Source organism: Pseudonocardia sp. C8 (assembly GCF_014267175.1).
Classification (GTDB): domain Bacteria; phylum Actinomycetota; class Actinomycetes; order Mycobacteriales; family Pseudonocardiaceae; genus Pseudonocardia.
Window position 1 is genome coordinate 2577195 of sequence record NZ_JACMTR010000002.1, and the last position, 15139, is coordinate 2592333.

At 75.0% G+C, this 15139-nt stretch carries 15 protein-coding genes; 6 read left to right on the forward strand and 9 right to left on the reverse strand.

Annotated elements, in window-relative coordinates; all coding sequences use genetic code 11:
• Window positions 1-31 precede the first annotated feature (31 nt).
• Window positions 32-1003, forward strand: a complete 972-nt coding sequence (locus H7X46_RS12525) for a MinD/ParA family protein (RefSeq protein ID WP_186359571.1) — start codon at window positions 32-34, stop codon at window positions 1001-1003.
• Window positions 1004-1017: 14 nt separating this feature from the next.
• Here H7X46_RS12525 and bioD read toward each other — a convergent pair whose 3' ends face one another.
• From bioD to bioB, 4 genes are read right to left on the reverse strand one after another with little or no spacing between them, the layout of a single operon-like run.
• Complete coding sequence (gene bioD / locus H7X46_RS12530; RefSeq protein ID WP_186359572.1) at window positions 1018-1704, reverse strand: dethiobiotin synthase; 687 nt, start codon at window positions 1702-1704, stop codon at window positions 1018-1020.
• Entirely contained in the window at window positions 1701-2837 is a 1137-nt protein-coding gene (locus H7X46_RS12535) for an 8-amino-7-oxononanoate synthase (protein ID WP_186359573.1), read from the reverse strand. Before H7X46_RS12535 ends, bioD begins: the two co-directional genes overlap by 4 nt.
• Window positions 2834-4147, reverse strand: coding sequence for an adenosylmethionine--8-amino-7-oxononanoate transaminase (gene bioA, locus H7X46_RS12540; RefSeq protein WP_186359574.1), 1314 nt, complete (start codon window positions 4145-4147; stop codon window positions 2834-2836). The genes H7X46_RS12535 and bioA overlap by 4 nt, the downstream gene beginning before the upstream one ends.
• The gene (gene bioB / locus H7X46_RS12545) at window positions 4144-5196 is read right to left on the reverse strand and encodes a biotin synthase BioB (protein ID WP_186359575.1); all 1053 of its coding nucleotides are present in this window, start codon (window positions 5194-5196) and stop codon (window positions 4144-4146) included. The genes bioA and bioB overlap by 4 nt, the downstream gene beginning before the upstream one ends.
• A 58-nt stretch (window positions 5197-5254) precedes the next feature.
• On the opposite strand from bioB, the gene H7X46_RS12550 reads away from it, so the two are divergent.
• On the forward strand, window positions 5255-5827 hold the full coding sequence (locus H7X46_RS12550) for a TetR family transcriptional regulator (RefSeq protein WP_186359576.1): 573 nt from the start codon (window positions 5255-5257) through the stop codon (window positions 5825-5827).
• Window positions 5828-5858: 31 nt separating this feature from the next.
• Here the strand turns inward: H7X46_RS12550 and H7X46_RS12555 are convergent, their stop codons facing one another.
• Together H7X46_RS12555 and H7X46_RS12560 are read right to left on the reverse strand one after the other, a co-directional pair.
• Complete coding sequence (locus tag H7X46_RS12555) at window positions 5859-7037, reverse strand: MFS transporter (RefSeq protein WP_186359577.1); 1179 nt, start codon at window positions 7035-7037, stop codon at window positions 5859-5861.
• A 323-nt stretch (window positions 7038-7360) separates the two neighbouring features.
• Window positions 7361-9664 (reverse strand): FdhF/YdeP family oxidoreductase, encoded by a 2304-nt coding sequence (locus tag H7X46_RS12560; RefSeq protein WP_186359578.1) that lies wholly within the window; start codon window positions 9662-9664, stop codon window positions 7361-7363.
• A 451-nt stretch (window positions 9665-10115) separates the two neighbouring features.
• Here H7X46_RS12560 and H7X46_RS12565 point away from each other — a divergent pair, with 451 nt between their 5' ends.
• The 3 genes from H7X46_RS12565 to H7X46_RS12575 all read left to right on the forward strand — a co-directional run bounded on the left by H7X46_RS12565 (window position 10116) and on the right by H7X46_RS12575 (window position 12644).
• Complete coding sequence (locus tag H7X46_RS12565) at window positions 10116-11333, forward strand: PucR family transcriptional regulator (protein WP_370588732.1); 1218 nt, start codon at window positions 10116-10118, stop codon at window positions 11331-11333.
• A gap of 80 nt (window positions 11334-11413) precedes the next feature.
• Window positions 11414-12430, forward strand: a complete 1017-nt coding sequence (locus H7X46_RS12570) for a Dyp-type peroxidase (protein ID WP_186359580.1) — start codon at window positions 11414-11416, stop codon at window positions 12428-12430.
• A 34-nt stretch (window positions 12431-12464) separates the two neighbouring features.
• On the forward strand, window positions 12465-12644 hold the full coding sequence (locus H7X46_RS12575) for a hypothetical protein (protein ID WP_186359581.1): 180 nt from the start codon (window positions 12465-12467) through the stop codon (window positions 12642-12644).
• A gap of 74 nt (window positions 12645-12718) precedes the next feature.
• Here H7X46_RS12575 and H7X46_RS12580 read toward each other — a convergent pair whose 3' ends face one another.
• Complete coding sequence (locus tag H7X46_RS12580; RefSeq protein ID WP_186359582.1) at window positions 12719-13138, reverse strand: hypothetical protein; 420 nt, start codon at window positions 13136-13138, stop codon at window positions 12719-12721.
• 85 nt (window positions 13139-13223) lie between these two features.
• The gene (locus tag H7X46_RS12585; RefSeq protein WP_186359583.1) at window positions 13224-13655 is read right to left on the reverse strand and encodes a hypothetical protein; all 432 of its coding nucleotides are present in this window, start codon (window positions 13653-13655) and stop codon (window positions 13224-13226) included.
• A 93-nt stretch (window positions 13656-13748) separates the two neighbouring features.
• On the opposite strand from H7X46_RS12585, the gene H7X46_RS12590 reads away from it, so the two are divergent.
• Window positions 13749-14471 (forward strand): helix-turn-helix transcriptional regulator, encoded by a 723-nt coding sequence (locus H7X46_RS12590; RefSeq protein ID WP_370588733.1) that lies wholly within the window; start codon window positions 13749-13751, stop codon window positions 14469-14471.
• Here the strand turns inward: H7X46_RS12590 and H7X46_RS12595 are convergent.
• On the reverse strand, window positions 14413-15135 hold the full coding sequence (locus H7X46_RS12595; RefSeq protein WP_186359585.1) for a DedA family protein: 723 nt from the start codon (window positions 15133-15135) through the stop codon (window positions 14413-14415). The two genes, H7X46_RS12590 and H7X46_RS12595, sit on opposite strands and share 59 nt — an antisense overlap.
• Between the last annotated feature and the right edge of the window lie 4 nt (window positions 15136-15139).

Consider the following 15139-nt stretch of genomic DNA (forward strand, 5'->3'; position numbering starts at 1 on the left):
CGTCGACCGCGCAGCAGGAGGGAACCGACCGATGACCGCCTCCGAGGGCAGGACCGCCCCGACCACCGCGGGCCCGCTCGCCCCGAGCGGATCCGCCGAGGAGATCACCCACGACAGCATCATGCGGCGGACGGCCGAGCGTCCCCGGCGCGGCTGGCGCAAGGCGATCTACTCGGCCACCGGTGGGCGCTACAACCCCGGCATCAGCGTCGCCGAGGCCGACCGCAACGCGCTGCTGCGCCGGATCCGGCGGCAGCTGCCCGGGCCGCACCGCATCGCCGTCTCCTCGATCAAGGGCGGGGTCGGCAAGACGACCGTCACGGCCTGCCTCGGGCTGACCCTGGCCGAGCACCGCGGTGACCGGGTGGTCGCGCTGGACGCGAACCCGGACGCCGGCACGCTGGCCGACCGGCTGACCGGCGAGACCCACGTCACGGTCCGCCAGATGATCGAGAAGATCGACGACATCGACTCGCTGACCGCGATGAGCCGCTACACCAGCCTCGCCGGGCGGCTGCAGGTCCTGGCCAGCGACCAGGACCCGGCGATGAGCGAGGCGTTCAACCGCGACGAGTACGCCAAGGTCTGCGCGGTGCTCTCCCGGTTCTGCAACATCCTGCTCACCGACTCGGGCACCGGCCTGGTGCACTCCGCGATGGAGGGCACGCTCGCGCTGGCCGACGCGCTGGTCGTGGTCGGCGCGCCCACGGTGGACGGGGCCAGCCGGGCCAGCAAGACGCTGGACTGGCTGGCCGCACACGGTTACCAGCGGCACGTGGAGAACGCGATCGTCGTGCTGTCCCAGGACCGGGCCAGCCCCGAGGTCGACGGCGACGCCGTGTTCGACCACTTCGCCCAGCGGTGCCGCGCGGTGCACTCCGTGCCGATGGACCCGCACCTGTCCGCGGGCGGCCGGATCGACCTCGATTCGCTGCGCGAGCCGACCCGCACCGCGTTCCTGGAGATCGCCGCGAGCATCGCCGACGACTTCCCGACCCGCTGACCCCGGTGCGCCCGTCAGCCGGGGGCCCGCCGGGTCGCGGCACCGGGCCCGCCCACCGGCAGCCGGATCCACCGGGGAGCCTCGGCCCGGAACCGTGCCGGATCGAGCCCGCCCGCCCCCGCCGGCACCGCACCGAGCAGCGGCTCCAGCGCGGCGCGGTTGGACAGCTCGACCTCCGACGGCGTGTCCGGCCACGCCCCGATCACCAGCCCCGCAACCGGGATCCGCCGCCGCTGCAGCGCCTCCACCGTGAGCGCGGTGTGGTTGAGCGTGCCCAGCCCGCTGCGGCAGACGACGACCGCGGGCGCCGCGAGCGCGGTGGCGAGGTCGGCGAGGGTCCGCCCGTGCCCGTCCAGCTCGACGAGCAGCCCGCCCGCGCCCTCGACGAGGACGTGGTCGTGCCGCCCGGCGAGCTCGGTGGCGCACGCCGTGTGCGCGGCCAGATCCGGCAGCGCGGTCCCGGCACGGCGCGCGGCCGCGACCGGCGCCATCGGGTACGGCAGCCGGACCCCCTCCACCGCGGTCACGCCCGCCAGGGCGCGGACGACGTCGACGTCGCCCCGCCCGTCCTCGGTACCGGCCTGGGCCGGCTTGACCACCGCCACGGTCTCCCCGCGCGCGGCCAGGACCGCCGCCAGCGCCGCGGTGACGATCGTCTTTCCGACCCCGGTGTCGGTGCCGGTCACGACCAGCACGCTCACACCGGCACCCCGGCGTACGCGGCGGCGCGGCGGGCGGCGTCGGCGGCCCGCTCCGGATCGAGGGTGGCCCGCGCGACCAGCCGGAGCCGGGACACCCCGTCCGGAACGCTCGGCGGCCGGAAGCAGCCGACGACCACGCCGTCGTCGAGCAGCCGGGCGGCCGCGTCGACCGCGGCCTCCGGCGCCCCGACCGGGACCGACTGCACCGCACCGGGCGCGTGCACGACGCCTGCCGCCTCCGCGATCGCCCCGGCGACCCGGTGCAGCGCGGCGACCCGTTCCGGCTCGGCGCGGACGATCCGGCAGGACGCGGCGGCCGCCGCCGCGGCGGCCGGGGCCAGAGCGGTGTCGAACAGGAACGTCCGGGCCGTGTCGACCAGGTGCGCGCGCAGCGCCGCCGGTCCCAGCACCGCGCCGCCCTGCGCGCCGAGCGCCTTCGACAGCGTCGCGGTGACCACGACGTGCTCGGCCCCGGCGAGCCCGGCGGCGTGCACCCCGCCCCGGCCGTGACCCGCGACGCCCACACCGTGCGCCTCGTCGACGACGAGCAGCGCGTCGTGCTCGGCGCACAGCGCGGCGAGCCGGGGGAGGTCCGCGGCGTCGCCCAGCACCGAGTACAGCGACTCGACGACGACCACCGCCCGCGGCTGCTCCCGCTCGCGCAGCAGCCGCTCCAGCGCGGCCAGGTCGGCGTGCGGGCAGATCGCCACCGGGGACTTCGCGAGCCGGGCGCCGTCGACCAGCGAAGCGTGCGCGTGGGCGTCGGACACGAACAGCGTGTCCGGGTCGCCCAGCGCGGTGAGCAGGCCGAGGTTCGCGGTGTACCCGCTGGAGAACGCCAGGCAGGACGGCTGCCCGGTCAGGTCGGCGAGCTCGTCCTCCAGCTCGGCGTGCCCGGCGGTGGTCCCGGTGACGACCCGCGAGGCCCGCGCGCCGGTGCCGAACCGCCCGACCGCCGCGACCGCCGCCTGCCGCACCCGGGGGTCGTCGGCCAGGCCCAGGTAGTCGTTCGAGGCCAGGTCGAGCAGGCCCGGCCGGGACTGCGGGTTGCGCCGCACGTCGGTGGCCCGGACCACCCCGGCGCTGGCCCGCGCGTCCGCCGCCCGGGCCAGCCAGCCGGTCATGGCCGTCATCGGTGCACCTCCGCGATCGCGCCGGTGACGGCCGCCCCGATCGTGGCGATCTCCTCCGGCGTCGTGACGTAGGGCGGCATGGTGTAGACGAGGTCGCGGAACGGGCGCACCCACACCCCCCGTTCCAGGGCCGCCCGGGTGACCGCGCCGACGTCGACCGGACCGGTCAGCGCGACGACGCCGACCGCCCCGAGGGTCCGGACCTCGCGCACGGCCGGCAGCTCCGCGGCCGGGGCGAGCGCCGCGGACAGCTCGCGGCCGATCCCGGCCACCCGCTCGGTGACCGCGGGTGTGAGCAGGGCCAGCGAGGCGGCCGCGACCGCGCACGCGAGGGGGTTGGCCATGAACGTGGGACCGTGCAGCAGCGCCCGCTGCGGGGAGCGGGTGACGGCCTCGGCGACCCGCCCGCTGCACAGCACCGCGGCGAGGGTGAGGTAACCGCCGGTCAGCGCCTTGCCCACGCACATCACGTCCGGCGCGATGCCGGCGTGGTCGACGGCGAACCGTGCCCCGGTCCGCCCGAACCCGGTGGCGATCTCGTCGGCGACCAGCAGCACGTCGTGCCGGTCGGCGATCCGGCGCAGCGCCGCGAGGCAGCGCGGCGGGTACACGTGCATGCCGCCCGCGCCCTGCAGGACCGGTTCGACGACGATCGCCGCGACCGTGTCCGCGTGCGCCGCCACCAGCTCCTCCGCCCCGGCGATCCACGCGTCGACCTCCGGGTCCGCCTCCGGGATGAGCTTTCCGTGGTCGGTGCGGGCCGCGGGCGGGCGCGGCAGGAACAGCTGCTCGGAGACCAGCCCGGGGAACAGCGCGTGCATCCCGTCGACCGGGTCGCACACGCCCATCGCGCCGGTGGTGTCGCCGTGGTAGCCGCCGCGCAGCGCGACGAACCGGCGCCGGCCGGGGCGCCCGGCGGCGGCCTGGTACTGGACGGCGAGCTTCAGCGCGACCTCGACCGACACCGATCCGGAGTCGGCCAGGAACACGTGCCGCAACGGCGCGGGGGTGAGGCGGACCAGTTCCTCGGCGAGCCGGACGGCGGGTTCGTGGGTCAGCCCGCCGAACATGACGTGGCTGAACCGGTCGACCTGGTCGTGGACGGCGGCGTCGAGCGCGGGGTGCCGGTAGCCGTGGATCGTGCACCACCACGAGCTCATCGCGTCGATCGCCGAGAACCGGCTGCCGTCGTCGGCCGCGAGGTTCAGCCGGGTGCCCTCCGCGCCGAGGACGGCGTAGGGGGCCGGGCCGTCGAGCGGCGCGTAGGGGTGCCAGAGCAGCCCGCGGTCGCGCTCCAGCAGCGCGGTCATGCGTTGGGTGCCTGGGTCGTGCCGGCGCCGCGCCGCCGGATCGCGGTCTCGGCGCGCTCGCCTGCGGTGTCGGCGCCGAGGACCGTGAAGCCCGCGTCGGCGATCATCCTCAGGTCCTGCTCGGCGGCCTGGCCCTCGCTGGTGAGGTAGTCGCCGAGGAACAGCGAGTTCGCCACGTGCAGGGCCAGTGGTTGCAGCGACCGGAGGTGCTGCTCGCGGCCGCCCGCCATGCGGACCTCGGTCGTCGGGCAGACCATCCGGGCCAGCGCGAGGATGCGCAGGCAGCGCAGCGGGTCGAGCAGCCAGGTCCCGGCCAGCGGGGTGCCCTCGAACGGCATCAGGAAGTTCACCGGGATCGAGTCGCTGCCCAGCTCGCGCAACGCGAACATGGCGTCGACCAGCTCCTCGTCGGACTCGCCCATGCCCACGATCAGCCCGGAGCACGGGGACAGGCCCGCCGCCCGCGCCTTGGTGACGGTGTCGACCCGGTCGTCGTAGGTGTGGGTGCTGCAGATCTGCGCGTAGCGGGACTCGGCGGTGTTGAGGTTGTGGTTGTAGGCGTCGACCCCGGCCTCGTGCAGCCGCTCGGCCTGCCCGTCGCGCAGCAGGCCGAGGCAGGCGCAGACCTCGACGCCGGGATGCGCGGCACGCAGCTCCTCGACGATCCCGGCGACCCGCTCGACGTCCCGGTCGCCGGGGCCGCGCCCGCTGGCGACCAGGCAGACCCGGGACGCGCCGCCGTCGATCCCGGCGCGCGCCTGCCGGACGGCCTCGGCGGGGGAGAGCCAGGAGTAGGTGAGGATCTCCGCGGTGGAGCCGAGCCGCTGCGAGCAGTAGCCGCAGTCCTCCGGGCACAGGCCCGACCGCAGGTTCACCAGGTAGTTGACCTTGACCTGGTCGCCGAACGCGGCGCGGCGCAGCCGGCCGGCGGCCGCGACGAGGTGCAGGACCTCGTCGTCGGGGGTGGCGAGGAGGTCGAGGGCCTCGGCGCGGTCGAGCGCGCCGCCGTCGAGGAGCCGGTCCGCGAGGACGTCATAGGTTTTGAACACCGTTCAAAAGGTAGGCGGGCGGTGATCGTCCCGGCAAGTCCCCTGCGAGACTGGGCGGGTGGGGCTCACCCGGGAGCGGATCATCGACGCCGCGTACGCCGTGCTGGACGAGCAGGGCCTCGGCGGGCTGTCGATGCGTCGCGTGGCCCAGGACCTCGGCGTGCGCCCCGGCGCGCTCTACCACCACGTGGCCAACAAGCAGGAGTTGCTCGCCGAGGTCGCCGCCCGGATCGTCGGTGTCCTGCCCGCCGCCGCGGACGCCCGGCGGGCCGCCTGCGACCTGCGCGACGCGCTGCGCCGGGTCCGCGACGGTGCCGAGGTCGTGTCGTTCGTGCTGGCGTTCCGGCCGGAGGGGCTGGCGCCGAGCCGGACCTTCCCGGACCTGTTCGCCGATCGGCTCCCGGCGCGCGAGGCGCGGTGGGCCGCCCGCACGCTGGTGCACTACGTCCTCGGCGCGGTCGCCGAGGAGCAGAACCGTACGGAGCTGGTCCGCACCGGGATCGTGGCCGACGAGCCGGGCCGCGCCGCCGAGGCCGACGAGGCCTTCGGTTTCGGGCTCGACGCCGTGCTGCACGGGCTGGCCCGGTCCCCGGCCACCCGGGAGCCCGGGGGGACGCCGGCCCGCGGCTGAGGCGGTTCGCCGGCCGCGGGACGTCCGGTGGTCACGGCTGGTGCACCCGCGCGGTCCCGGCCGCCACCAGGACGCACACCACGCCGATGACCGCCAATGTGACGAGCAGGACCGGGTACGGTGCGGCCCCCGCACCGGCGGCGAGAATCAGCGGCGTGAGCATCCCGCCGTGCGCCAGCGCGTGATAGATCGCCGTGGCCGACCGCATGCTGCCCGGCGGCGCGAGGCGCTCGATCTCCCGCAGCCCGGCCGCCAGGACGAGCCCGTATCCCGCGCCCAGGGTGGCCGCGGCGGCGAGCACCAGCACCGGGGACGCCTCCTGCGCGGCGGCCGCCCCCACCACCAGCCCGGCGACGACGATCAGCATCGCGACGAGGATCGCCCGGGCGCTGCCGTCCCGGTCGATCCGGGCGGCGACCGGCTGGATCGCGACCCCGACCCCCAGCGTCAGCGCGGTGACCGCGCCGCTGAACAGCGGGGCGTAGGCGGACACGCGGTCGGAGACCAGGGTGGGGAGCACGACGTAGGCCACGGTCGCCGCCGCGAACACGGCCGGCCCGGCCGGGAGGACGACCCCGAGGAACCGCGGGTGCCGGGTGGTGGCCCAGCACAGGCCGTGGACGCCGCGCATCACGGACCGGTTCGGGACCGTGTCCGGGGTCCGCCGCAGCGCCGCGAGCGCCGTGAGCGCCATCGACGCGTGCACCAGCTCGGGCACGACGACCGGCCACGGCAGCCACTGGAGCATCGCACCGGTGCCGAGCGCGCCCGCCGCGAACCCGCTCACGGTCGCGAGCGTCGACCGGCGGGCCCCGGCGGCGGGGTTCCCGGACGCGGCCGACAGCTCGCCGATCCAGGCGGTCCCGGCGGAGATGAGGACGCCGGCCGCCGCGCCGGTCGCGAGCCGGCTGACGTAGACCATGGGCGGCCACTGGTGGCCCAGCGCGAGCAGCACGCTCGCCGTCGCGGACAGCACCAGCGCGTGGCGGACGACGCCGCGCCCGTGCCGGTCGGCCGCCGGCCCGCCCCAGAGCAACGCGGGGAGGAACCCGAGCACGTAGATGCTGAACATGGCCGCGACCTGCAGCACCGGCCACGCCCCGTCGGCCCGGTGGAACGCGGCGATGGGGGTGAACTGGTTGACCCCCCACGCCCCGACGAAGACGGCCGCGGTCGCCGGAAACCACGGGGACCGGGTCGACGCGAGCATGCTGATGGCAACCCTTCCGGGTCGGGTTCCCTGGCGGGAACGGAAGCGGATCGGGCCGGTGCGGCCCGGGAATGTCGAGGCGACCAGCAGATCCTGTCGCCGGGGACGACGACCCCACCCCGGTCGGCGGCGTTGACTGCGTGTGGGGGCCGGGCGCTCACGGGAGGGGGGTGAGCGCCCGAGCCCGCGACCCGGGTCCCGTGCGGCCCGGACAGGCGAAGGCCGCCCCGACGGGCGCGTCGGGGTGGTCTCCGTCCTGCGGGCGGTCGGTCCTCAGGGCTCGGCCGGCGGCTCCCGCCGGACGAGCACCGGGACGTTCTTCATCAGGGCTGGTCGCTCTGGGTGCTGCGGTCGCCGATCGCGCAGAGCCGGTTCAGCTCGGGCATGTAGCCGGCCGCGCAGCCCTGCGGGATGTCGTACGGCAGCGCCGTGTACCCGTGCACCGATCGCGTGCTGCCGTCCCGGGCGACGCTGGTGATCGTCACGTGGTCGAACTCGCCGATCCCGCGCCGGGCCATGTCGTCGCGGTTCATGAAGATCAGCGTGCGCAGGCCCTTCACACCACGGTAGCGGTCGTCGTCGGAGTAGACGGTGGTGTTCCACTGGTCGTGCGAGCGCATCGTCCCCAGCAGGAGCCGGTCCCCGGTGGGGACGACGTCGGGCACGCCGGCGGCCGAGAACTCGGCCTTCCCGCTCGGCGTGCGGAAGACGAGCTCGCGGGCCGGCTGGTGGATCCGGAAGCCCAGCGGGAGGCGGACCCGCCGGTTGACGTCCTCGAAGCCCTCGAGCACCTCGGCCATCGTGTCGCGGATCCGGTCGTAGTCGGCCACGTAGGACTCCCACGGTGTCGCGCTGCCGGGCAGCGTGGCCCGGGCGATGCCCGCGATGATCGCCGGTTCGGACAGCAGCTGCCGTGAGGCGGGCCGCTTCATCCCGCGCGACAGGTGGACCATGCTCATCGAGTCCTCGACCGAGGTCTCCTGGATGCCGCCGAGCTGCTCGTCCCGTTCGGTGCGGCCGAGGCAGGGCAGGATCAGGGCCTCGCGGCCGTGCACCACGAGGCTGGTGTTCAGCTTCGTGCTGACGTGCACCGTCAGGTCGCAGTTGCGCAGGGCGGCCGCCGTGTACTCGGTGTCCGGTCCGGCCGAGGCGAAGTTGCCGCCCATCCCGACGAACACGCGGACGTCGCCGCGGTGCATCGCCTCGATCGTCCCGACCGTGTCGAGGCCGTGCTCCCGGGGTGGGTCGATCCCGCACGCCCGCGCGAGCCGGTCGAGGAAGGCCGGGTCGGGCCGGTGGTCGATCCCGCAGGTCCGGTTGCCCTGGACGTTGCTGTGCCCCCGCACCGGGGACGGTCCCGTGCCCTCCCGGCCGATGTTGCCGCGGAGCAGGAGCAGGTTGACGATCTCGCGGACGGTGTCGACGCCGTGCTCGTGCTGGGTGATGCCCAGGCACCAGCTGAAGATGGTGCGGTCGGACTCGCAGTAGACGTCCGCCGCCCGGCGGATCTCGTCGCGGCCCAGGCCGGACTGGTGTTCCAGCTCGTCCCACCCGACCGCCTCGCAGGCCGCCCGGTACTCCTCGAACCCGGAGGTGTGCCGCTCGACGAACAGCATGTCGATCACCGTGGGATCGGCCGGGTACCGCTCGATGATCGACTTGCCCATGCCGCGCAGCAGGGCGAGGTCGCCCCCGATCCGCGGCTGCAGGTTCAATGTGGACGTCGGCGTCGCCCGGAACGTGGCCATCCGCAGGAAGTCGTGCGGGATGATCGCCTTCGTCGCGCCGGCCTCGACGATCGGGTTGACGTGCACGATCGCCGCGCCACGGCGGTACGCCTCGGTCAGCGCGGTCAGCATCCGGGGTGCGTTCGACGCCGCGTTCACGCCCAGGATGAACAGCGCGTCGGCCATCTCCCAGTCGCGCAGGTCGGCCGTGCCCTTCCCGGTGCCCAGTGCCGCCGTGAGCGCGCGTCCGCTCGCCTCGTGGCACATGTTGGAGCAGTCCGGGAGGTTGTTCGTCCCGAACTCGCGGGCGAACAGCTGGTACAGGAAGGTCGCCTCGTTCCCGAGCCGGCCCGAGGTGTAGAACGACGCCGCGTCCGGGGTGTCGAGCGCCCGCAGGTGGCGGCCGACGATCTCGAACGCCTCGGTCCAGGTCACCGGGACGTAGTGGTCGGTCTCGGCGTCGTAGCGCATCGGCTCGGTCAGCCGGCCCTGCCGCTCCAGGTCCGGGTCCGGCCATCCGGCCAGCTCCGTGACGCTGTGCGCGGCGAAGAAGTCCCGGCCGGCACGCCGGTGGGTCATCTCCCACGTGACGTGCTTGATGCCGTTCTCGCAGATGTCGAGGTGCAGCCCGTGCCGGTCGTCCGGCCAGGCGCAGCCCGGGCAGTCGAACCCGCCCTTCTCGTGGTTCATCCTCACGACCGACCGGGGGCCGTCGACGAACTCCCTCTCCCGGACGAGGAACTCCGTGACCGATCGGGCGGCACCCCATCCGGCCGCGGGATGGCGGTACGGGCGGAACTCCGGGCGTGGGCCGTCGGATGTCCCGTCGTGCTTCCCGGCCCCGTTCCCGCCGCCGGGCCGATGCACGCCGGCCCGGTCCGCCGACTCGTGCACGGTCATTCCCACATCACCCGTCCCCTGCCGGCCGCACGCGGCCGGACCGTCGATCAGTTGCGCGCCGGCGGTCCCGCGCGGAACGCTCGGCGTGGCCACGATCGTTCCCGGCGATCCGGTGAGCCGTCGATGTCCGTGGCACCAAAGTCCATTGTCGAGCGAGACAGAACCGCAGGAGGACGGCTGGTCGCCGCCGTGCGCCCGCTTGACGTGTGGTCCACCCGACAGTAGACCCGGATCGGCCCGGGTGCACCCGGGCGTCGACAAGGGACGATCACGATCCGGCATGTCGCGCGACCCCGTCCCGGCCGCGGTGACGGTGCCCGGCACGAGGACCGCGACAAGGAGACGACCTCATGGCGAAGGCGGTGGGCGACGCCACCGGTACGCCGGCCCCGCGCCGGCCGGCGCCGGCGGGGAGCCGCGCACACCCGGGCCGCACCGCGGGGGCCGGCGCGTGACCGGGCACGCCGACGCGCTCGTCCGCCGGGCCGAGGCGGAGCTCGACGACCTGGTCCGCAGCGTGATCGGCGCGGTCGAGGAGCGGATCCCGCTCTACCGGGACGACGACGTCGTCCCCCGCGCGGAGCTGCGCCGCTCGGTCGAGGTCAACCTGCGCTACATGGCCGACACGCTCCTCGACCCGTCCGCGGGCCTCGACCACGAGGCCGCGGCGACCGCGGGACAGCGGCGGGCACACCAGGGCGCCCCGCTGCCCGAGGTGCTGCAGGTCTACCGGATCAGCTACGCGTTGCTGTGGGACCGGATCGTGGCCGACGCCCGGGAGGCCGGCGCTCCCGGGCAGCTCGACGCGGCCATCGACATCGGGACCCGGCTCTGGCAGCTCACCGACGAGCACGCCACCGCGGTGACCGAGGCGTACCGCGAGGCGACCGCGGAGATCATGCTGCTGCAGCAGCGTCGCCGTTCCGCGCTGGTCGACGGCCTGTTCACCGGCGAGCTCGTGGCCGACGCCCGCCCGTGGGAGGTGGGCAGGCTGCTCGGTCTGCCGCTCGACGCCGACCTCGTCGTCGTCGCGGCGGAGACCGCCGGACCGGCCGAGGAGAGCCTGCCCGGCATCGAACGCCGCCTCTCCCGGGCCGGGAGCGTGTCGGCCTGGCAGCTCATGCCGTCGCTGCAGGCCGGCCTGGTCTCGGTGCGCGACGACGCCCAGCTCGCGACGGTGCTGGACGCCCTGCGACGGTCGGCGGGCGGCCGGACCGGGGTCAGCCCGCCCTACCGGGCGCTCGGCGAGACGCCCCGGGCGCTGCAGCTCGCCCGGACCGCGCTGCTCGGCATCCCGCCCGGCACGGCCGCCGTACGGGTGTTCCGGTCGAGCCCGCTGGCCGCGCTGCTCGCCCGCGATCCGGACGAGTCGCGGCGGCTGATGGACGAGGTGCTGGGCCCGATGCTCGACCTGCCGCACGACGACCGCGCCGGGCTCCTCGCGACCCTGCACGCCTACCTGGAGAACGACGGTTCCGCCGACCGGACCGCGCGCCTCCTGCACTGCCACCCGAACACGGTGCGCTACCGGCTCCGCCGGGTCCGCGAGCTGACCGGACGGTCGCTGACCGACCCCGTGGAGATCGCCGAGCTCGCCGCGGCCGCGGAGGCGGTCCGGCTGCACGCTCCCGACCACGAGACCGCCGTCCCCGCCCGGGCGCCGTCCTGAGCAGGGAGCACGACCGAGCCGGGCGCGCGCCCGCAGGGTTCGGCGACGTCACCCACCACACCCACGATCCGGAGGCATGCGTGCGCACTCCACAGGACGTCCTCGCCCCCCTCACCGACAGCGCGCTGTTCCTCACCCTCACCGTCCGTCCCGGACACGAGGCCGCCGCGCACGACTTCCTGCCCGCGCTCGACGGGCTCGTCGGGTCCGTCGCGTTCCCGCACCCGGGCGAGGACCTGCACTGCGTCCTCGGGATCTCCTCGGACGCGTGGGACCGGCTGCTGTCCGGGCCCCGCCCGGCCCACCTCCACCCGTTCCGCGCGATCGCCGGAGACCGGCACACCGCCCCAGCCACACCCGGGGACCTGTTCCTGCACCTGCGCTCCGCGCGGCCCTACCCGTGCTTCGAGCTGGCCCGCCGCGTCGTCGCCGAGCTGGGACCCGCCGCGGAGGTCGTCGACGCGGTGCACGGCTTCCGCTACTTCGACCGGCGCGACCTGCTCGGGTTCGTCGACGGCACCGCGAACCCCACCGGCGGCGACGCGGCCGCGTGCGCCCTGGTCGGCGACGACGACCCGGCGTTCGCCGGCGGCTCCTACCTCGTCGTCCAGAAGTACCTGCACGACCTCGACGCCTGGACGGCGAAGCCGGTCGAGGACCGGGAGGCCGCGGTGGGCAGGCGGATGCTCGAGAACATCGAGATCCCCGACGACCGGAAGGCCTCCGACAGCCACGTCGCCCTCACGACGATCACCGACCCGGACGGGACCGAACGCGAGATCGTCCGGGACAACATGCCGTTCGGCTCGATCGCCCGCGGCGAGTACGGGACCTACTTCGCCGGGTACGCCGCCGACCCGTCGGTCACGGAACGGATGCTGACCCGGATGTTCGTCGGCGACCCGCCCGGGAACACCGACCGGCTCCTCGAGGTGTCGACGGCCGTCACCGGCGGGTTGTTCTTCGCCCCACCGGCCGCGGTCCTCGCCGACCCACCGCCGCTGCCCGCGTCCGCGGCCCGCGAGGAGACCCCGGAACCGGCCCGGGGCGCACCGGCGGCGTCGCTCGGGATCGGCGGGCTGCGCGACCACCTGTGACGCAACGGATGTCCCGAGAGAAGGAGGAACGGCGATGAGCGACGACGGCTGGTACTTCTGCCTGCACCACCACGCGGTCGAACCCACCGAGGGATGCCGGGCCCAGGACCGGCTGGGCCCCTACCCGGACGAGGCGACGGCGGCCCGGGCGGTCGAGCTCGCGCGCGAGCGCACCGAGCAGGAGGACCGCCGCGACGCCGACTGGGACGGCTGACCCGAACTGGGGCCATCCGCCCTACCCGCCCATCCGCCCCATTAGCCTCACCAGCCCCACCCCCGGGGACACACTCATGGAGCTTTGGTCCCGTGCCACAGGACCAAAGCTCCATGAGTGGCTCGCGCCCGGCGCGGGATCGCGGACCGCAGCACCGCGACGCCGGCGAGCACCATCCCGACCGCGGTGACCAGCGGCACGACGGTATAGAGGGCCTCGCCCACCGGGCCGGGCACGGTGAGCTCCGCGACGACGAAGCCCACCAGCCCGGCGACCGCAGTGGCCAGGCCCGCCCGGCCGGTCCCGCCGGCCGCGGCACCGGTCAGCCCGAGGGAAGCCACGCCGGCGAGCGTGGCGAGGTAGACCGGGAGCAGGTAGGGCGACTCGTCGGCCGGGGCGAACCCGGCAATCAGCGCGGCGGAGAACAGGACGGCAGCGGCGGCGCCGGCCATGCAGACCACGGCGGCGCTGCGGGCGGTGCGGGTGGTGTCCACGGTTCCTCCCGGTGAGGCTGGGCGAGGACCCGACGTTACGAACGCCGGGCCGCTGCGCGCGTCCGCCGATCTACTCCGCTGCTACTCAGGTGCGGGCCCTCCGGAGCAGGCCGGTGGCCGGAGCGAGCCGGGCCAGCGCGAGGGCGCCCACGAGCAGCCCGACATCGCGCAGGGCCACGTCGTAGAAGCCGCCGAGCAGCAGCAGGTTGACGATGATGCCGGCCAGCCACGCCGCGACCACGTAGCCACCGATGCGGGGCAGCACCCCCACGAGGATCCCGGCGAGGATCTCGACCACCCCGACGGCGAGCATGGCGTGGTGTGCGGTCCCGGGCACGAGCCCGTCGATCTGCGGGGCCAGGTACTGCTCCCAGTCGGTGAGCACCCCGGCGAACTTGTCGAGGCCGAACAGGATCGGCGCGACCGTGAACCCGGTCCGCAGCAGCAGGAACGCCTGGTGTGCTCCCGGCGATCCGGTGTCGGTGCGGGCGGTGGGAGTGTCTCGATGGGTGGTCATGGTGCCCTCCGCGGTCTAACGGATAGTAACGTGAACGTTAGAACTCCCGGATGGTTTCGTCAACAGATGTGTCTCTTAGAAGGGTGCAGACGGGTGGACGACTGGGTGGCCCAGGTCAGCGGGGTCGGCGCCCTCGCCGAGCCGGCACGGCGGGCGCTGTATCTCTATGTCGCGGAACAGCCCGAGCCGGTGAGCCGGGACCAGGCCGCCGAGGGTGCGGGGGTGGCCCGGCACACCGCGAAGTTCCACCTGGACAAGCTGGTCGACGAGGGCCTGCTCGACGTCGAGTACCGGCGCCTGTCCGGGCGCCGGGGCCCTGGCGCGGGCCGGCCCGCGAAGCTCTACCGGCGCGCGGACCGGCAGGTCGCGGTCACGCTCCCGCCGCGGCACTACGACCTCGCGGGCCGGATCCTGGCCCGTGCGGTCGAGGACGCGGCCCGCACCGGAGTGCCGGTTCTGGAGGCGGTGCGGCGTGCCGCGGCCGAGGCCGGGCACCGCCTCTGCGCCGAGCACGGCCGGCCGGACGGCCCGTCGCTGGAGTGCGTCGTCGGCCTGCTCGCCGCCCACGGGTACGAGCCGCGGGTGCTGGACGGCGCGGTCGAGCTGGCGAACTGCCCGTTCCACGCGCTGGCCCAGGAGCACACGGCGCTCGTGTGCGAGATGAACCTGCACCTGGTCGACGCGGTGCTCGACGAGCTCGGGCCGCCGGACGCCACGGCCGCGCTCGATCCGGCGCCGGGACGCTGCTGCGTCCGGCTCACCGGGTCGTGCGCCGCAGCCACCGCCTCAGGACCGGGACCAGCAGCGCCAGCGTGATCATGGACAGGCTCACGACCGAGGCGTAGCGGTCGACGAGCAGCACGGCGTCGACCGCGTGCTGCCCGAGGCCGTAACCGAGCCCGGCGACCAGCCCGGTCATCAGGGCCGCGCCGGCGAGATCCAGCAGCAGGAAGGTGGTCAGCCGCATCCGGGTCCAGCCGGCGACGGCGTACACGACCGGGGTCGGGACGCCGGGCAGGACGGCGACGACGACGGCGAGCCGGACGACCCACGGCTTCCACCGCGTGGCCCGGTCGGCGAGCCGCCGGGCCTGCTCGCCGGCGGTGAACATCCGGATGATGCCCGCGCCCCACTGCCGCCCGGCCCACCAGGTCAGCCAGTCGAACTTCACCATCCCGACGGCCCCGGCCGCGACGACGAGCCAGAGCGGGGCCTCACCGATGCGTGCGAACGCCGCGCCCGCCCCGATCGCCACGAGGTCGCCGGTCAGGAACCCCAGCAGTACCGGGTCGTCCGCCAGCAGGAACGGTGTGACGGGCCGCAGCGCCAGTCCGAACGCGACGACCCCGAGGATCGCCCCGATCAGCGTGATGTCGACGCGGGTGGCGGGTCCCTGCCAGGGCACCCAGCGGCGTAACCCGTGCCCGGCCGTCGACGACTCCGGACCCGCCGGTCGCTCACGGAGCTCGGTCTCGCACATCGGG